Here is an 18,464-nt window from a genome sequence, read left to right as displayed (position 1 = left end):
TTTCTCCTTATTTTGGAATTTTTTTGCTGACTTTTTTATAGGTTTCTCTACGATTTTCAATCTCACTGAGGAATTGCAGGTAGTTGTCAAAACGGAAGCTGGCAATGATACCCTCTTCTACAGCTGGCTTGACGGCACAGGACGGCTCATGGGTATGGGTACAAGTACGGAATTTACAGTCTCGACTGACACTAGCAATCTCTGGAAAGGCCTGATTGAGGTCTTCAGCCGTTGTCACTTCATAATCCAGTGATGAAAAGCCTGGCGTATCTGCGATTTTACCACCATTGAGATTGTAAAAACTAACAGCACGAGTGGTGTGGCGACCACGACATAGACTATCTGAGATTTCTCCCGTCTCTAGATTGAGGTCCGGTGCAATTTTATTAAGGAGGGTTGACTTTCCAACACCTGTCTGTCCCATAAAGACCGTAACCTTGCCTGTCAAAAGGGGCAAGAGCTCTTCCTTACTGGTCACAAAATCATAACCAATAGCACGATAGGTTTGTTGGAAAAAACTTAATTCTTCCCTATCTTCTAGCAAATCCATTTTAGAAATATAGACGACAGGATGAATGCCCTTGTGTTCCAAGAGAACCAAGAAACGATCCAGCAAATTGCTATTAAAATCAGGCTCCTTAGCCGACATGATCACCACAGCTTGGTCAATATTGACAATAGGTGGACGGACCAGACTGTTTTTCCGTTCATGAATCTTGAGAATATAGCCTTCTGAGTTTTCCTCCGCAGAAAAGTCTACCCAGTCCCCAACATAGGGTGTGTGGCCTTTTTTACGGAAATTTCCGCGCGCACGCGTCTGGTAAACTTGACCCTCACTCTCCACATAGTAGAAGCCCGCCAAGGCTTTAATGATTTGTCCCTGCATCTTAGAATCCTTGTCCTTTAAGCGCATCTGCTAGGCTAGCAAATTCTGCCAAGCTGAGAGCTTCTCCACGTACAGATGGTAACAAGCCTGCTTGGTCCAAAGCCTTGGTCAGCTTATCCTTGACTTCATCAGTTTTCCCAAAGTAGCCTGTTAAGTTGTTCCATAAGGTCTTACGACGATGGGTGAAACTAGCCTTGGAAACCTTAAAGAAGAAGTTCTCATCTTTCACTGCTACAGCTGGTTCTGGACGACGTACCATTTTCAGGATAGCCGAGTCCACGTTTGGCGCTGGCACAAAGACCGTACGAGGCACGATAAAGGCAACCTTGGCTGTCATGTAATACTGGACAGCAATCGACAAACTACCGTAAGCCTTGGTATTGGGTTGAGCGGAGATACGATCTGCCACTTCTTTCTGCATCATGACCACAAACTCACTAAAAGGAATGCCACTTTCAATCAAGTGCATGAGAATAGGCGTCGTAATGTAGTAAGGCAAGTTGGCTACCACCTTAATGGGCAGATCAGGATTTTTGAAATTCTGGATATGTTGCGCCAAATCGACCTTGAGAATGTCCTCGTTGACTACGGTAACATTGTCATAATCACGCAGGGTATCTGCTAAAATCGGTACCAAACGGTGGTCAATCTCAAAGGCCATAACTTCTGCCGCACGCTCAGCCAGAAACTCAGTTAAGGCACCAATTCCTGGCCCGATTTCGATGACATTGACCTGATCATCAATTTCAGCTGTATCCACGATTTTTTGAAGGATATTGGTATCCGTCAGGAAATTTTGCCCGAAGGATTTTTTAAAAGTAAAACCGTGACGCTCCAGCACTGCCTTGGTCACGCTATAATCTGCAATTCTCATTTATTCTCTTTTCTAATATGAACGACGATATATCCAAGCAAAATCATTTCCTCTAGAACCCTGATGAATCAGGTCTTTTAAATAGATATTGGGATTCGTCAGTTCTTTTGTTTCTGTATGATAACTTGCTATTGTCTGCCCACCATGTCGGAGAAGCCATTCTGTATCCAATCTAGGCAAATATCTGTCCTTTTGAAGGAAGTCACAAAATTCTTCTACTGTCATATCCTCAGGAACTTCAAATTCTACCTCATGAGGCAATACATCATCCCCCATACAGATAGACTCTCTATCAACTCGGATTTTCATTTTGCTCTCTCCTTATAAGTTTCTATTTGAACGCTATCAAAATAAATCTAAGTACCTCTATTGTAACACATTCTCCATGCATTTTGAGGTCTGCTCAACTATTATCATAAGATTTCATAACCTCTTCCACTTCGGCCAAGATCACTCCAAACAGAGTTAGATATCTGAATTTCTTTCCACTATTGAAGCAGTCCATGAAATTTATTTTTCTCATTCTTTATGGATTGTCTCTTGAAAAAGTCAGGTGCTCAAGCAAAGAATAGAGTTTTTCTTGCTCCTCTTCTTCGTAAGCAGGTGCATTTGCTTTTACTTCCTTGCATTTCTCGTCATACAAAAATCCTTCATAGCGATCTTCTGTAGATAAAGCTGTATAAACTTTGGCCAGTTCTTCAGGACTAATCGAAAGTTTTGACTTAATTTTATACAGATTTTTCATAAAAGCGCTGAGGTGATTGTAGCGACGCATATCAACTTTGACATTGGTCACACGGATTGCCTGAACCTTGATACCTTTCCAATGTTTCCGCATATAAAGCGACAGCATCAACAAGGCCAGTTTATTTTGATAATAGGTCTTGGCAGAACTATAATGTTTTTGACCAGCTAAATTTTCAAAATCAAGCTTCATGAAAGGATAAAGCATCAGCCCTTGGGAAAAAATATTAATAATCCGACCACTCTCAGATCTTTCCAACAAACCTTTCAACAAGATAGACAGCAAGAAAGGGGCGGCAACATTGGTCGCAAATTGCTTTTCTAAACCATCCTTAGTCAGGATGGGCTTTTTGACTGACAAATCAAAATCAGCCGCATTGTTCATTAAAACATCTAAAGTCTCTTCTTTTGGGATATACTGTTCTACCGCTTCCTTGACACTTTTCATCTCAGATAAATCAACCAAGATATAATCTACATGTGGATTTCCTGTTTGTTGGCAGATTTCCTCACAGGCTTGCTCAGCAGCTTCTTTCCGTCTACAAAAGAGAGTTACCGACCAGCCCTTTTCAGCCAACTGTTTAGCAGACTGGTAGCCAATACCACTGTTACCACCGGTAATAATTACTTTTTTCATTTTTTGCTCCTTTAAACTGAATATTTTGTCATAACTTCTTCCACTTCTGCCAAGGTTACCCCAAACAGTTCCAAACGTTTGAGCAGCTGCTTACCGTTGGAATAACCGATACGGAGCTGTTCACCCAGGTACTCTCTGCGCCTACGACTGTCTGCTCCCGCTAGGAAACCTAGGCGAATCAAGTCACCACGACTGATGTCAAACTCGTTCTCGTTTTCAAATTGCTCTGTCACCTGAGCCAGCGCTGCTTTTAGATCTTCATAGCTGGCGTGTTCGATTCCCAGTGAACGCCCCTTGGTCTTGGATTTAGGAACCGCCTCATCTCGCTTGAGAAAGGCATGTTGCACAGTTGGAATGGCCGTCATAATCATGCGCCGAATCCGCTCCCCATTAAAATCTGGATCTGTAAAGACAATGACTCCATGCAATTCATGCAGGCGCTGAATGCGTTCTATATCCTGGTCATTAATGGCAGAACCTCGTGTTTCATAGGTCTCTACATCAAAGTAACGTTTGAGATTGGCCGTATCATCGCGACCTTCGACCACGATGACTTGGGAAATTTTTTCTTTCATGATTGTTTTTCCAATCCAAAAATACGCTCTGCATTGGCACTTGTCACAGCTGCTACTTCTTCTGTCGTCATGCCACGCAAGTCAGCGATAAAGTCCACCACATAGCGAGTATAGGCTGTTTTGTTTTCGCGACCCCGTTTAGGAACTGGTGCCAAGTAAGGGGCATCTGTTTCTACCAACATCTTGTCCAAAGGAAGTTCTCTGGCAGCTTCTTGGATATCCGTCGCTTTCTTAAAGGTCACCACTCCTGAGAAGGAAATGGTCATGCCAAGCTCAACAAACTTTTCAGCCCACTCAAGAGAACCTGAAAATGAATGCATGATGCCACCACGAGGACCAACTCCCTCGCTCTTGATGATCTCATAAGTATCTTCTAGCGCATCACGGGTATGGACCACAAAAGGCAAATTCAAATCCTTAGACAACTGAATCTGACGACGAAAAACCTGCTCCTGTACTTCCTTAGGTGCTGTCATCCAATAGTAGTCCAGACCAATCTCCCCCAAGGCAACAACCTTGGGATGTTTTAGTTTTTCAAGCAAGTAAGCTTCGACCTCATCTGTGTAAGTCCCTGCTTCCGTCGGGTGCCAGCCAATAGTTGCGTAGAGCTGCTCATACTCATCTGCCAACTCCAGGGCTCGCTCAATGGTCGGTGTATCAAAACCAACAATATTCATCTGTGTCACACCCATTTCAGCAGCCAAGGCGATTTCTTCGGCCTCACGTCCTGCAAATTCCTCTACATTTAAATGTGTGTGCGTATCAAAAATCATCTCTTCTAACCTCATTTTCTTCCATCTATTATACCAAAAATAGCATCCCTCGGCTTGTAAAAATATTCTAATACCAATCATTCTCCCTTGACTGCCTTTTTTCAAAGCAGTATAATAACACTTATTGAAATTTTCATCAAAGGAAAAGAAAATGTTTAGAAAATTAAAATATACCTTTATCGGTCGACCACTCAAGTCTCTCACAGATAGTGAAGGGGGATTGTTAGGGAAAATGCAGGCACTTGCAATGTTATCCAGTGATGCCCTGTCTTCTATTGCCTATGGGCCTGAACAAGTCATTCTCGTTTTAGTCAGTCTCTCTCCTCTCGCTATTTGGTGGAGCCTCCCTATCGGTATTTTTGTCCTCTTACTCCTCGCTAGTTTGACCATTTCCTATCGTCAAATCATCCACGCCTATCCTCAAGGTGGTGGGGCTTATATGGTCACTCGGGAAAACCTCTCCCCTGAACTAGGCTTGATTGCAGGGGGCAGCCTCCTTGTTGACTATATGCTGACAGTAGCCGTATCCGTTGCGTCTGGAGCTGATGCTATTACAGCAGCCATCCCTGCCCTCCATCCCTACAATCTTCATATCTCTATTTTCCTAGTCTGTCTGCTCATGCTCTTGAATTTAAGAGGATTGAAAGAATCTGCCAGCTCTCTGATGATTCCCGTCTACCTCTTTATCTTCAGTACCGTCTTTCTCTTGCTTTATGGGTTCTTTCAACTATTTACAGGTTCCCTAAACTATCAGGCGACTTCAACCATTGGACAAACTGTTCCGAGCCTTTCCATCGTTCTCCTATTGAGAGCCTTTACCAGTGGCTCTGCCTCTCTGACAGGGGTTGAGGCTATTTCAAATGCGGTACCATTTTTCAAAACTCCGAAAGAAAAGAATGCTGCTCAAACCTTGACCATCATGTCGCTGATTTTAGGATTTCTTTTTGCAGGCATTACCTTCCTAAACTACTGGATGGGTATCACACCTCAAAATGGAGAAACCATCCTCTCGCAAATGGCCAAGGGCATTCTTGGTGATTCATTCTTTGGTCATGCTAGCTACTATCTCTTCCAGTTCTCAACAGCCTTGATTCTAGCTGTAGCTGCAAATACTGGCTTTTCAGCCTTCCCTATGCTGGCTTACAATATGGCTAAAAACAAGTACATGCCCCATCTCTTTATGGAAAAGGGGGATCGTCTTGGCTACTCCAACGGTATCTTAACTCTGGCTTTTGGAGCTATGATCCTTCTTCTCATTTTTAACGGGAATACTGAACGCTTGATTCCTCTTTATACTATCGGGGTCTTCGTTCCCTTTGCCCTTTCTCAGACTGGGATGATTCGTCATTGGAAAAAGGAAAATGGAGCAAACTTCTTAAAACCTGCCTTTGCTAATATCCTTGGGGCCATCATTTGTTATGCTATCGTTCTCATTTTACTCCTCTTCAGACTGGGTGATATCTGGCCATTTTTCCCAATTATCCTAGTTCTAACTTTCCTCTTTTTGTCCATTCACAGCCATTACCAAAAAGTGGCAAAACAGCTACGACTCTACGAAGGAATTGAAAAGCGCACTTATGACGGTAACCTTGTCCTTGTCCTGGTAGGAAATGTTACTCGAGTAAGTGTCGGGGCCATTAACTACGCTCAAAGTATCGGTGACGAAGTGTTAGCCATGCACATTTCTACTAAAGAAACGGCAGAAAAAGACCAAGAAATCCTCCAGGAATTTGCCGACTACTTCCCAAATATCACTCTGAAGAATATCAATACCAGCTACCGCGACATCATCACCCCTAGCGTTAAGTATGTCAAACGAATCGCCCAAGAAGCTAAGCAAAAAAACTACACCGTTACAGTCCTTGTCCCACAGTTTATCCCTAACAAGCCTTGGCAAAATATCCTGCACAATCAAATGAGCCTCAAACTAAAATACGCTCTCAGATGGCACGAAGATGTCGTTGTCGCTAGCTACTCTTATCACTTAAAAGAATAAACAAAAACTCAAAATCAGTAACTTATATCTGGTTTTGAGTTTTTTGTATGTGACCTTTTAAACGAGCCCTCCATGAGTTTCATCTGAAATGACCGATTTCAAGGACAATGCACCCTTTAAGATAAAAAGAAAAGCCAGTAGACTCGAGTTCCTACTGACTTCTTTGTTGAATTCGTTTGGATTATGCAGCCAAAACTTTGCGTCCTTTACGACGACGAGCTGCCAATACGCGACGACCGTTTTTAGTTGACATACGGTTACGGAATCCGTGTTTGCGCGCACGACGAAGTTTACTTGGTTGATAAGTACGTTTCACGATGAATACCTCCTCATAGATTTTGTATTCGTTTAGCCGGCTATAAAGTGATCAGTTACTAAACATACTTTACTATTCTATCTGATTCTGACCTATTTGTCAATAGCTCTAAGGAAATGTTTCCTGCTTTTCCCTATGAAAGCCTTATCTACGATACTGACTCAAGAAACGTGTCATCTTTTCTTGGATTTGCGCCAATTCGTCCACACGAGGAAGGTAAACAATACGGAAATGGTCTGGTTCCTTCCAGTTAAAACCACGACCATGAACCAAGAGAACCTTTTCCTGCTTCAAGAAATCAAGAACGAACTGTTCATCATCATCAATGCGGTACATATTGCGGTCGATTTTAGGGAAGATATAAAGACCCGCCTTCGGCTTGACCGCAGACAAACCTGGGATATCTTGAATGGCATTGTAAATGAAGTTTCTTTGCTCGTAAATCCGTCCACCAGGAAGGAGCAATTCATCCACTGACTGGTGCCCACCTAGTGATGTTTGTACGACCTGCTGGGCTAAAACGTTAGAGCAAAGACGCATATTGGACAGCATATTGAGACCTTCGATATAGCCCTTAACATGGTGCTTAGGACCAGACAAGACCATCCATCCTACACGAAAACCAGCGATACGGTGAGATTTTGACAGACCATTCATGCTGACACAGAAAACATCTGGTGCCAAGCTCGCCACAGGCGTATGCACATGCCCATCCATCACCATGCGGTCATAAATCTCATCTGCAAAGATGATCAAATCGTTTTGACGAGCAATCTCAATAATCTCCAACAAGAGTTCCTTAGGATAAAGGGCTCCAGTTGGGTTGTTCGGATTGATAAGAACGATTGCCTTAGTGTTGGAAGTAATTTTTGACTTGATATCATCAATATCAGGGTACCATTCTGCAGCTTCATCACAGATATAGTGAACGGCATTTCCCCCAGCTAGGCTGACCGCGGCTGTCCATAGAGGATAGTCTGGCATAGGCACCAAGACCTCATCGCCATTATCCAAAAGCCCTTGCATGGACATAACAATCAGCTCACTGACACCATTTCCAAGGTAGATATCATCAATGTCTACATTGGGAAATTTCTTCAGTTGGCAATACTGCATGATGGCCTTACGGGCTGAGAAAATCCCTTTGGAGTCAGAATATCCCTCACTATCACGCGCATTCATAATCAAGTCATGAATGACCTCATCTGGCGCTGTAAAGCCAAATTCTGCTGGATTTCCTGTATTCAGACGTAAAATCTTTTCTCCGTTTGCTCGCATCCGCATAGCTTCTTCCAAAACAGGGCCACGGATATCATAAGCAACGTGCTCTAACTTACTAGATTTGTTATATTCTTTCATCTTGTTTCCTCAATTCATCGAGATAGTAACATTATACCACTAGAAAGGGATTGCGACAAGTTTCCTGAAATGAGCAAGCAAAGAAAAAAACTCACAACGACTAGGTTCTCACCGTCTAAACAACTAAAGTACAGAAGTATTTTCTCACATACCAAAAGACAAACCTAGAAAGATCAGCGCTAAAAAGGAATCATACAAAAGATTAAACATGAGAAAGAGCCCCCACGTGACCAAATAGTCCAAGCGACCACTTCTCTTTGCAATCACAAATAAAATAATGTGGTAGACTAGGTGAAAGAGAAGAAAACCAACAAAACCTGGATAGAGAACGGGCATGACTCTTTCCAGTTGCCAAAGCATTACTACTTCTCCTACAAGCGACGTAAGGATAATTCCATGATAAAGAAAACTTATTTTTTTAGAAGCTTGAACAAAATCTTTCATACTTTCTCATCCCCTTTACTGTGTTTTCTACTAGCTCGTTTTCTTTTATTTTAACATATCTCCACCAAATCGAATCTCCAATAATATTTATTTAAATATGATTTTTACTTTACTTCTTTAGTGAAAAGGGTTACAATAACAGTAAGAAAATTTCAGGAGGTTTCATTATGGCACAACGTTACCAAAATGTTATGGTCGCAATTGATGGTTCTAAAGAAGCGGACTTGGCTTTCGTCAAAGGTGTTTACACTGCTCTACGCAACGAATCCAAGCTCACCATTGCCCATGTTATCGACACACGCGCTCTTCAAAGCGTGTCTACCTTTGATGCTGAAGTTTACGAAGAACTCCAAGTCGATGCTGAAAGTCTGATGAAGGAGTACGAAAAGCGCGCAAGAGATGCTGGTGTGACCGATATTCACATCGTCATCGAAATGGGAAATCCAAAAACCCTCCTTGCCCGTACTATTCCAGACGCAGAAAATGTCGACCTGATACTCGTTGGTGCAACAGGGCTCAATGCCTTTGAACGCCTCTTGGTTGGCTCTTCATCTGAGTACATTCTCCGCCATGCAAAAGTCGATTTGCTGGTCGTGAGAGAAAGTGAAAAAACATTGTAATCATTAAAAAAGGGAGCACTGAGCTCCTTTTTGTTTCTATTTTTTTCTTTCTTTATGTCGCTCATAAGCTTTAAACTGACGTTGTAGTTCCTGTCGGATGGCAGGTTCCGGAGCATATTTTTCTTCCCAGTCATCTGGTTTTAAAATCTTGTGTGTAACTGGGTCAAAATGAGCTTTTCCATCAGGGAAAACCTTCCCCATATTTGCTTCATGGACAATATCAAAAATGCGTTCTGGATCTACTCCCATCAAAACAAAACTACCGTATGTGAAATACAGTGTGTCAATCAAAGCATCCACTTGACCGACCAGATTTTGCTTAGCAGGTGTCTTTTTCGCCACTTTCTCTGCCGCTTTATCAAGTGCCTCATGCATGCTTGCAAGGGAGTATTGGAATTCTTCCTCCGAAGAACTTGCTGCGCGAACAAACTCTACTAATTCTTCAATTTTAAAGTCTGCACGGTGGGTTGCACCTTCAACATCCCATGCCTGTGGCTCTTCTTGAGTTCGTTCATCCATCATGTGGTGGAAGGTCTTGACCTTATTAAAGTGGTAGTCTCGACTGACAAACACTTTTTCTGAAGCCAAAACACCAAAGTGCTCGAGCGCCTTGTGGATACCATCTTGTTGGTTACTTGCCGTAATATGCTTGGCAACTTCTTTGACACTGCTACTGCCATTTCCCATAGCAACCGACATACCAACACCCGCCAACATTTCCAGATCGTTGTCCGAATCACCAAAGGCCATGACTTGGTTGAGATCAAAGCCATATTCTTTCCCGACTCGGCGAATGCCTTCTAATTTTGAATTCCCTTGGTTGATGATATCTGCTGCGAAAGGATTGCTTCGAGTCAATTTCAAATCTTCAAAATCACTGGCAGCTTTCTCAGATTCTTCTGGAGTCATCAGCATTAACACTTGATAGATTGGCTCATTTATCAAACGAAGCAGGTCATCTTCCTTTTGAGGGACTGCCTTGCTAACCATTCGATTAAAGGAACGGCTAACGGTTCTTGTTAAGACAGTCGGGATAAAACGGCTAACCAGCTGTGAAAAGGATCCAAGACCAAAGGACATAATTTTAGAGCCAACAACTGCATGCTCCGTTCCAAGAGCGATTTCTTTACGCTCCTTCTTAGCATAAGCAATCAGTTGACGCAGGCTTGACTTAGCGATTGGGCTTGCAAAGAGTACCTTTTCTTTATTAAAAATGTATTGGCCGTTGTAGGTCACTGCAAAATCCAAGTCTAAATCTTCCATCAATTCCTTGACAAAAAACGGCCCTCGTCCTGTCGCTACTCCAACAAGCACTCCTTGCTCTTTGACAATCTTAATCGCGTCCTTAGTGGATTTCAAAACACTCTTGCGATCGTTGACTAGCGTTCCATCGATATCAAAAAAAACAGCCTTGACTTCCATCCTATCCCATTCTCCCCTTTTGTGTTACAATGATTATACCACATTTCAGAAAGAGTGACTAAATCATGCCTAAGAAAATTCTTGTTTTACATACAGGTGGGACTATTTCCATGCAAGCAGACGCCACTGGTGCCGTTGTAACTAGTCAGGACAATCCCATGAACCATGTTTCCAATCCACTTGAAGGGATTGAGGTTCATGCCCTAGACTTTTTTAATCTGCCAAGCCCCCATATAAAACCCAAACACATGCTAGCCCTCTACCATAAGATTAGAGAGGAAGCAGACAACTACGATGGGGTTGTGATTACACATGGGACGGACACTTTGGAAGAAACAGCCTACTTTCTAGATACCATGAAAATCCCCAACATGCCCATCGTTCTAACAGGAGCTATGCGTAGTTCCAACGAACTTGGTAGCGATGGCGTTTATAACTATCTGAGCGCTTTACGAGTCGCAAGCGATGACAAGTCAGCTGACAAGGGTGTCCTGGTCGTCATGAACGATGAAATCCACGCAGCTAAGTACGTCACCAAAACCCATACCACCAACGTCGGGACCTTTCAAACTCCTACTCACGGGCCTCTCGGCCTCGTCATGAAGCAAGAAATCCTCTACTTCAAAACAGCCGAGCCGCGAGTCCGCTTTGATCTTGACCGCATACAAGGTCTGGTGCCTATCATCTCCGCTTATGCAGGTATGACTGATGAATTGATTGACATGCTGGATTTAGAGCACCTAGATGGGTTAGTCATTCAAGCTTTTGGAGCTGGAAATGTTCCCAAAGAAACAGCCCAAAAATTAGAAACTCTCCTCCAAAAAGGAATTCCAGTCGCCTTGGTTTCACGTTGCTTTAACGGGATTGCCGAGCCCGTCTACGCCTACCAAGGGGGGGGAGTGCAGTTGCAAAAGTCTGGCGTTCTCTTTGTCAAAGAACTCAACGCCCAAAAAGCGCGCCTCAAATTATTAATTGCCCTTAATGCTGGACTAAAAGGACGAGCCTTAAAAGACTATATGGAAGGTTAATCCTCTTCTCTGGAACGCAAAATCAGGAAATCTACGCGATTTCCTGATTTTTTTATTTACGTTTTCGTGTAGAGCGGCGCTCTGTCAAACCATGAGGTAAGAGAACTTCACGTTCTTCCAACTCTTCCTTATGCATAATCTTAGTCAACATACGCATGCTGATAGCACCTAAGTCATAAAGAGGTTGGGCAATAGTAGTCAAGTTTGGACGAGTGAATCGTGCAATCTGAGAGTCATCTGTCGTAATGATTTCAAACTCTTCTGGTACAGACACACCGTGGTCAGCCAAACCATTTAGGACACCTGCTGCCAATTCATCACCTGTTACAACTGCGGCTGTAGCTTGTGATGAAATCAAGCGTTCTGCCAAGGCATAACCATCGTCATAGCTGTATTTTGATTCAAAGACCAATCCCTCACTATAAGAATGTCCAGCTTTTTTCAAGGCTTCCTTGTAACCAATTAAACGAACCTTGCCATTGATATCATCGACGAGTGGTCCACTCACAAAAGCAATCTTTTCGTTTTCTTTGAGAAGATAGCTCACGGCATCAATCGTTGCTTGTTTGTAGTCGATATTTACACTTGGAAGTTGGTGTTCGACATCCACAGTACCAGCAAGAACAACCGGTGTCCGTGAACGAGAAAACTCTGAACGAATCTTTTCAGTCAAGTGATAGCCCATAAAGATAATCCCATCGACTTGTTTTGAAAAGAGAGTGTTAACCACTGAAACTTCCTTTTCATCATCCTCATCACTATTTGCAAGGACAATGTTATACTTGTACATTTCAGCAATGTCGTCAATTCCCTTAGCAAGTGTTGAGAAATAACCATTGGTAATGTTCGGAATCACAACTCCGACTGTCGTTGTTTTCTTGCTAGCTAAACCACGGGCTACCGCATTTGGACGATAGTCCAAGCGATCAATCACTTCTAGGACTTTTTTTCGAGTGTTCTCTTTAACATTCTTGTTGCCATTAACGACACGGCTAACTGTTGCCATTGAAACTCCTGCTTCACGGGCGACGTCATAAATCGTTACTGTATCATCTGTGTTCATTCCGTTTCCTTTCTATAATGAAAATTTCGCTTTCACGCATCTACTTACTCCATTTTATCACTTATTGTAAACACTTTCAAGTATTTTTAGAAGAAACTTTGAAAAAATTTCACAGTTTATTCTCATTTTGAAAAAACAAGCAGAATTCCTTGATTTTTCAGCTTTTTTACTGTATGATAAGAAAAATAAAAGGAGGAAGGAAACATGGCTTTTACAAATACACAGAGACGTTCCGCTAGTTTTGGTGTCGTGACCAGCCTGCCTGACGATGTCATTGACTCTTTATGGTATATTATTGATCATTTCCTGAAAAATGTCTTTGAATTAGAAGAAGAACTTGAGTTTCAACTGCTCAACAATAAGGGGACCATCACCTTCCATTTTTCTAGTCAGCACCTTCCGACTAGCATCGATTTTGATTTCAATCATCCTTTCGATCCGCTTTACCCGCCTAGGGTCCTTGTTTTAGACCTAGACGGCAGAGAAACCATCCTCCTTCCAGAAGAAAATGACCTATTTTAAAAACTCTAGCTTCTCGGCGCAAACTGCTGAGGAACTAGAGTTTTCTTTTTCTAATAAATGGATCGACTGACAACTAGACCGTTTGGTTTTGTATACTCTAAGTCAAGATAATCCTGATAAGTCCCTGGCACAATGAAACCTTGGGGACTCAATATATCAGTCCCAGCTTTTCCCACGATAGAGTCTGCCAGCAAAACACAATTGGTACTGAGAACAAAGTAGGTCTTAAACTCGGATGAGCTGAATTTATAGAGGGTCGCATCCGCTTCCTCTTTCAGTTGGTAGGAGTAGGTATGCTTGACCTCTCCCTCTCTTCTTTTCATCAACTGCGAGCTTGGTTCCCAAGGAATTAACAGATCTTCTATCTCCGCTAAACGCGCTTGGATAGCTGCTTTCTGTTGGTCCGTCAAACTCAGACCATAAGCAAACAAGGTCTTCTGACTTTCCCTCTTACAGAGTTCGATGTATTTCTCCCGATTGGCCTTAAACAAAACACCGTCTCCAACCATACCAAATAAACGCTCCGAGTGGGGATCATAGGAACCATAGGAAATAACCTTCCCTTGATAACAAATATCCACATGTCCCATGGCGAGGAAGAAGGAGGTTTCTGAGGTATGGATAAAAATTTCCAGGTCAACCGTCTGGTCGTTTTTTCTTTCTGAATGAACTTCCCCTTCTTGACTTTCATGATTTGCCAGCCACTCATTTAGTTTTCGCAAGGTGCTGATAGGAATCAGAGCCGTCACAAAGATCGGCAGAGTCATTCGCATACGTCGTTTCAGCTTGGGATTGTTTTCTATCCTTTCAAAAAAGAATCCGTCCCGGAGGCTACTGGCTCCTAGCATGAGCAAGTAAAATCCAAGCAAGAGCAATTCAAAATTCGCTGCATCGTGAAAAGGAGAGATGCTATAAAGCCCGAATCCTATCATCCATACAGCATCAAAGAGATGATGGATCCGAGGATGAATGGCATTTTTTCGATAGAGAGACCAGGTCACAAGACTAATGATGCCTGTAAACAGCTGGTAGCTCGCAATGATAAAGACCAAGAGATAGAGGGCAAGATCTTGCAAAATGATAGAGTCAAACACGAGAGCCGCTACCACCAGCTTGCCCAAGGTTACAAAGATATTTTCCCGACGTTTTTTATCTTGAAACCAGCGAGTCAACAAGTGCCAAACTGCTGACAAGGAAAAGTAGGCCATCAACAACTGGTACCCCATTCGTGGAATAACTTGTCCAAAACGAATCAAGAGGAGCCCTAAAACAATAGCAAGTAGTCCCTCCCCGATACTCTTCCACTTGCTATAGGTCTCGGAAAGCTTAGGCATTTCCTTGCTCCAACTGGTCAACCAAATAACGAATTGGTTGCTTTAGGATCGGATGGATAAAATGGGGAGCTATTTCCACTAACGGCTCAAGAACAAAGAGGCGTTCTGCTATATAAGGATGAGGCAAGATGAGGTTGTCTGTATAAACGATCTGGTCCTCCACAAAGAGCAAGTCCAAATCAATCAAACGAGGCCCCCAATGCACCTCTCGAACCCGTCCCATTTCTGACTCAATGGCTAATAATGTTTCTAACAAGACTGGAGCCGGTAGCCAGGTTTCTACTTCAATCACCTGATTGGCAAAGCTATCCTGTTCCACACCACCCCAAGGTTCCGTCGTCAAAACACTGGACTCTTTGAGAATATGGATGCCACGAGCTCGCAGGTTGTCAATGGCTTTTCCCAAGTTTGCTTGCTTATCTCCCATATTACTTCCTAGGGCGATAAAGGCCCGTTGCTTACGACGGTGAATGGTCACCGAGCAGGTATCCAACGGTAAATGCACTGGAGCCCAAGGTTTTTTTAGTTCCAACTCAATCTCTTGGACAAGAGGATAGGTCTCAAAGGTACGTTCAACTAGTTTGTAGGCTACCGTTTCAATCAAATCCTCAGTGCTTTCCTGAAACCAAGTCTTCCACTGCTGACACAGTTCTCCGTAATGGACAGATGCTGTTAAATCCAATTCTGTAGCCGCCTTGGTCATATCATAGGATAAGCTTGCGGAAATAACAAACTTCTGCCCCAATTCCTTCTCACTAGGGAAAAGACCATGATAGGCAAAAATTTCCAAATCTTTAATCTGCAGTTGATCCATAACTTGTCCTTTCTAGAAAAATCCGCATGAAGCGGATTCTTTTTATACTCAATGAAAATCAAAGTGCAAACTAGGAAGCTAGCCGCAGGCTGCTCAAAACACCGTTTTGAGGTTGCAGATGGAAGCTGACGTGGTTTGAATTTGATTTTCGAAGAGTATTATAGTCCCATTAAACGATAAGCCTGGTCTCGGAGGTCTTTATCTGTTTCAAATACACCTCGCGCTACTGTCGTCAAAGTCGCAGTACCTGGTTTTCTGACACCACGCATGCTCATACACATATGCTCGGCCTCAATGACAACAAAGGCTCCTTTAGCCCCCAGATAGTCCATCAAGGCATCGGCCACTTCAATATTTAACCGTTCTTGAATCTGTGGTTTTTTAGAATAAATTTCAACCGTACGGGCTAGCTTAGACAAGCCTGCCACCCGACCATCTGGAATATAGGCAATGTGCGCTCTCCCATAAAAAGGCAAGAAGTGGTGTTCACACATAGTGTGGAAAAAAATATCCTTTTCCACTACCATATTATCATCAATAATCTCAAAGGATTTTGACAGGTGTTCCTCAGCAGTTTGGCCAAGGCCTGAAAAAATCTCTTGGTACATACGGGCTACACGAGCAGGTGTTTCCTGCAAGCCCTCGCGGTTAGCGTCCTCACCAACAGCCTCGATAATCATTTTTACAGCCGTTTCAATCTTTTGTGTATCCATTCTCGTTCTTCCTCTCCATCAGATAGGCTCTCACTTGGCTCAAGAAATACAAGGAACCCGTGACAATCCTAACTGTTTGTTTCTCTTCATTTTTATCTGTCAATTTCTGCTCTAGAAAATCCTGCCAACTTTGGTAATTGAGATTTCTAGACTTGGCTGTCTCTTTCAGCACGCTTTTATCAGTCGCCCGACTATCGTCAAAATGGGTTAAAGTCAATTGACTATCTGGCACCGTTTCTAGCAAATCCAACATATCTTCCAAGGCCTTGGTTCTGATACAGGTAAAGAGGATTTCCTTATGATAATCCGCAAAGCGTTCTTGCAAGGTTGCTAGTAAAGCCCTGATAGCATGGGGATTATGGGCCCCATCCAAAATCATCATAGGTTCGCTAGACACGACCTCCAAACGCCCTGGCCATCTGGTTTCCTCCAAGGCTTGAGCAAGCAAGTCATTGCTAGCTAATTCTCGCCCAATCTCTTGGCAATAAATGTCTAGAAGAGCAAGTGCCATCCCTGCATTTTCTATCTGGTGCAAGCCTAGCAGGCCTGTTTGAAAGCGACCTTGTCTGACAGAACTAGTATAATCAAAGATTTCACCCGTCACCACACTCTTTTGATGACTGACCTGGTAATCTTTCCCATAGGCAAGTCTCGATGCATTTTTATCTTCTGCAATGGAGTCAATCACAGCCAAGGCTTCAGGAACAATATGACCTGTCACTAATGGAATGCCTTGTTTGATAATACCAGCCTTCTGCTCTGCTATGGATTCCAAGGTGTCACCAAGTAGGGCCACATGATCCAGTCCAATAGTCGTAATTCCTGTTAAAATTGGCTGACAGACATTAGTACTATCCAGAAGGCCACCCATACCGACTTCCATGATGGCCACATCTACTAGCTCTGAGGCAAAGTAATCATAGGCTATAGCTGTAATTATCTCAAACTCGGTTGTTCCCTGCAAATTATCAGCAGATTCCCCCTCAAGCAAAGACTGATAGTCTGCCATGAGGGCTTCTAGCCTAGTTTCTGGGATGGATTCCCCATTAATGCTAATCTGATCCGTATAATGAATAAGATAGGGCGAGCTGAACACCCCAACTCTCAGCCCTAGGTTTTCCAGCATCTTTTTCAAAAAAGCAATGGTAGACCCCTTGCCGTTGGTCCCTCCGATATGGATGACCTTGAGTTTGAGCTGGGGATTGCCTCGCAGAGCTAGGAGTTCTACCATGCGTTCCAAGCCAAAATGTGGTTGGTCCGTCCGGTAGTGGGCAATCCACTGATTGTTTTCAATTTCGTTCATCTTACTTATATTGTTTTAAATCTAGATTTTCTGCATCATCTGCCAAACGAATGGCTGACGCAATTTCAACTGCCATCCTGTGACTGGCAACATCGTGCACGCGCACCACTTCCACACCCTGTCTCGCAGCGATACTGGTTACATGAGCCGAAGCGGTGTCCCGATTTCGGAAACCGACTTCCGTCTCAGGATTGACTTCAAAGCCATTCTCCTCAAGGATATTGATAACAAACCGCTTGCGCGAAACACCAAGAAAGATTGGATAGCCCTGCTGATGCAATTTATCAAGGTCCCGTAGAAGAAGTAGATTTTCCTTCTTGGTGAGACCAAAACCAATTCCCGGATCCAGCAAAATGTTTTCTCTTGCTATCCCAGCTTGATTGGCTCTCGCTAGTGCTCGTTCAAAGAAAGCCTCCATCAAGTCTTCAATTGGCATTTTTTCAAAGTCAGCTAACTCTTCCTCTGTAAAAGCTTGCCCAAAACCAAAATGAGGAAATATGAGCGAACTAGGGTGCTGAGGTCGAGCCATGACTGGATTAAACATGATGACTACTTTCGCACCAGCCTTAGCAACCACATCCGCCATTTTCTCATCTCCCATGAGACCCGTAATGTCATTTACCAGATTGGCACCAGCAGCCAAAGCAGCCTCTGCCACCTGACTTTTCCAAGTATCGATGGAAATGAGAACATCACTTTCCTCACAGATAGCTTTAATCACTGGAACAACACGCTGGATTTCCTCTTCTATCTCAACATAGCTACTGCCCGGCCGAGTCGATTCTCCACCGATATCAAGCATGCTAGCTCCTTCAGCTATCAATTTACGGGCTTGCTGAAGCGCCTGGTCAACAGCAAAAAACTGACCACCATCCGAAAAGGAATCTGGTGTTACATTGATAATTCCACAAATAGCTGTTTTTGCCTGACTAGCTTTACTGAACATAAGGTCACTCCTCAAGGTTTTTCACCACATTATTTCTCTATTTTACCATAAAAAGAAAAAGATGGATACGCTAGTATTCATCTTTTCCAAGCGGC

The 18,464-nt window shown here is 43.1% G+C and carries 20 protein-coding genes; 4 read left to right on the top strand and 16 right to left on the bottom strand.

Translation table 11 applies throughout. From position 1 onward, the window contains the following. Nucleotides 1–7 precede the first annotated feature (7 nt). From rsgA to ADM50_RS03590, 6 genes are all read right to left on the bottom strand, one after another. Complete coding sequence (gene rsgA, locus ADM50_RS03615; RefSeq protein ID WP_049484600.1) at nt 8–886, bottom strand: ribosome small subunit-dependent GTPase A; 879 nt, start codon at nt 884–886, stop codon at nt 8–10. A gap of 1 nt (nt 887) precedes the next feature. Next, nucleotides 888–1,760, bottom strand: coding sequence for a 16S rRNA (adenine(1518)-N(6)/adenine(1519)-N(6))-dimethyltransferase RsmA (gene rsmA / locus ADM50_RS03610; protein WP_049484554.1), 873 nt, complete (start codon nt 1,758–1,760; stop codon nt 888–890). Between the two features lie 12 nt (nt 1,761–1,772). After that, nucleotides 1,773–2,069 (bottom strand): hypothetical protein, encoded by a 297-nt coding sequence (locus tag ADM50_RS03605; protein WP_049484553.1) that lies wholly within the window; start codon nt 2,067–2,069, stop codon nt 1,773–1,775. Between the two features lie 217 nt (nt 2,070–2,286). Then, nucleotides 2,287–3,141 (bottom strand): SDR family NAD(P)-dependent oxidoreductase, encoded by an 855-nt coding sequence (locus ADM50_RS03600; protein WP_049484552.1) that lies wholly within the window; start codon nt 3,139–3,141, stop codon nt 2,287–2,289. Between the two features lie 11 nt (nt 3,142–3,152). Then, complete coding sequence (rnmV, locus tag ADM50_RS03595; RefSeq protein WP_049484551.1) at nt 3,153–3,716, bottom strand: ribonuclease M5; 564 nt, start codon at nt 3,714–3,716, stop codon at nt 3,153–3,155. Further along, nucleotides 3,713–4,489, bottom strand: a complete 777-nt coding sequence (locus ADM50_RS03590; protein WP_049484550.1) for a TatD family hydrolase — start codon at nt 4,487–4,489, stop codon at nt 3,713–3,715. Before ADM50_RS03590 ends, rnmV begins: the two co-directional genes overlap by 4 nt. A gap of 151 nt (nt 4,490–4,640) precedes the next feature. Here ADM50_RS03590 and ADM50_RS03585 point away from each other — a divergent pair, with 151 nt between their 5' ends. Further along, complete coding sequence (locus tag ADM50_RS03585; RefSeq protein ID WP_049484549.1) at nt 4,641–6,485, top strand: APC family permease; 1,845 nt, start codon at nt 4,641–4,643, stop codon at nt 6,483–6,485. A gap of 181 nt (nt 6,486–6,666) precedes the next feature. Here ADM50_RS03585 and rpmH read toward each other — a convergent pair whose 3' ends face one another. From rpmH to ADM50_RS03570, 3 genes are all read right to left on the bottom strand, one after another. Next, nucleotides 6,667–6,801: a 50S ribosomal protein L34 gene (rpmH, locus tag ADM50_RS03580; RefSeq protein WP_000831905.1), complete on the bottom strand. Its 135-nt coding sequence runs from the start codon at nt 6,799–6,801 to the stop codon at nt 6,667–6,669. Nucleotides 6,802–6,945: 144 nt separating this feature from the next. Continuing rightward, the gene (locus tag ADM50_RS03575) at nt 6,946–8,160 is read right to left on the bottom strand and encodes a pyridoxal phosphate-dependent aminotransferase (RefSeq protein WP_000666454.1); all 1,215 of its coding nucleotides are present in this window, start codon (nt 8,158–8,160) and stop codon (nt 6,946–6,948) included. A 144-nt stretch (nt 8,161–8,304) separates the two neighbouring features. Beyond that, nucleotides 8,305–8,604 (bottom strand): hypothetical protein, encoded by a 300-nt coding sequence (locus tag ADM50_RS03570; RefSeq protein WP_049484548.1) that lies wholly within the window; start codon nt 8,602–8,604, stop codon nt 8,305–8,307. 167 nt (nt 8,605–8,771) lie between these two features. On the opposite strand from ADM50_RS03570, the gene ADM50_RS03565 reads away from it, so the two are divergent. After that, nucleotides 8,772–9,224 (top strand): universal stress protein, encoded by a 453-nt coding sequence (locus tag ADM50_RS03565; protein ID WP_000079162.1) that lies wholly within the window; start codon nt 8,772–8,774, stop codon nt 9,222–9,224. Nucleotides 9,225–9,260: 36 nt separating this feature from the next. Here the strand turns inward: ADM50_RS03565 and ADM50_RS03560 are convergent, their stop codons facing one another. Then, nucleotides 9,261–10,646 carry a Cof-type HAD-IIB family hydrolase gene (locus ADM50_RS03560; RefSeq protein WP_049484547.1) on the bottom strand — a complete coding sequence of 462 codons (1,386 nt, stop codon included), beginning with the start codon at nt 10,644–10,646 and terminating at the stop codon, nt 9,261–9,263. Nucleotides 10,647–10,711: 65 nt separating this feature from the next. Here ADM50_RS03560 and ADM50_RS03555 point away from each other — a divergent pair, with 65 nt between their 5' ends. Next, the gene (locus tag ADM50_RS03555) at nt 10,712–11,674 is read left to right on the top strand and encodes an asparaginase (RefSeq protein ID WP_049484546.1); all 963 of its coding nucleotides are present in this window, start codon (nt 10,712–10,714) and stop codon (nt 11,672–11,674) included. Between the two features lie 52 nt (nt 11,675–11,726). Here ADM50_RS03555 and ccpA read toward each other — a convergent pair whose 3' ends face one another. After that, on the bottom strand, nt 11,727–12,737 hold the full coding sequence (ccpA, locus tag ADM50_RS03550; protein WP_001090635.1) for a catabolite control protein A: 1,011 nt from the start codon (nt 12,735–12,737) through the stop codon (nt 11,727–11,729). Nucleotides 12,738–12,941: 204 nt separating this feature from the next. On the opposite strand from ccpA, the gene ADM50_RS03545 reads away from it, so the two are divergent. After that, nucleotides 12,942–13,259 (top strand): DUF960 domain-containing protein, encoded by a 318-nt coding sequence (locus ADM50_RS03545; protein ID WP_000886045.1) that lies wholly within the window; start codon nt 12,942–12,944, stop codon nt 13,257–13,259. A gap of 50 nt (nt 13,260–13,309) precedes the next feature. On the opposite strand, the gene ADM50_RS03540 is transcribed toward ADM50_RS03545, so the two are convergent. From ADM50_RS03540 to folP, 5 genes are all read right to left on the bottom strand, one after another. After that, a complete protein-coding gene (locus ADM50_RS03540; protein WP_001125354.1) occupies nt 13,310–14,593 on the bottom strand; it encodes a membrane protein in 1,284 nt (427 codons plus the stop codon). Beyond that, nucleotides 14,586–15,407 (bottom strand): 2-amino-4-hydroxy-6-hydroxymethyldihydropteridine diphosphokinase, encoded by an 822-nt coding sequence (folK, locus tag ADM50_RS03535; protein WP_000372502.1) that lies wholly within the window; start codon nt 15,405–15,407, stop codon nt 14,586–14,588. The genes ADM50_RS03540 and folK overlap by 8 nt, the downstream gene beginning before the upstream one ends. A gap of 158 nt (nt 15,408–15,565) precedes the next feature. Beyond that, the gene (folE, locus tag ADM50_RS03530) at nt 15,566–16,120 is read right to left on the bottom strand and encodes a GTP cyclohydrolase I FolE (RefSeq protein ID WP_000380930.1); all 555 of its coding nucleotides are present in this window, start codon (nt 16,118–16,120) and stop codon (nt 15,566–15,568) included. Continuing rightward, complete coding sequence (locus ADM50_RS03525) at nt 16,101–17,423, bottom strand: bifunctional folylpolyglutamate synthase/dihydrofolate synthase (protein WP_001002331.1); 1,323 nt, start codon at nt 17,421–17,423, stop codon at nt 16,101–16,103. Before ADM50_RS03525 ends, folE begins: the two co-directional genes overlap by 20 nt. Before the next feature lies 1 nt (nt 17,424). After that, a complete protein-coding gene (gene folP, locus ADM50_RS03520) occupies nt 17,425–18,369 on the bottom strand; it encodes a dihydropteroate synthase (RefSeq protein ID WP_000491578.1) in 945 nt (314 codons plus the stop codon). Between the last annotated feature and the right edge of the window lie 95 nt (nt 18,370–18,464).

This window comes from Streptococcus oralis (assembly GCF_001075675.1).
In the GTDB taxonomy this organism is placed as follows: Bacteria; Bacillota; Bacilli; order Lactobacillales; family Streptococcaceae; genus Streptococcus; species Streptococcus oralis_V.
This window is presented reverse-complemented; position numbering and strand designations above follow the sequence as displayed.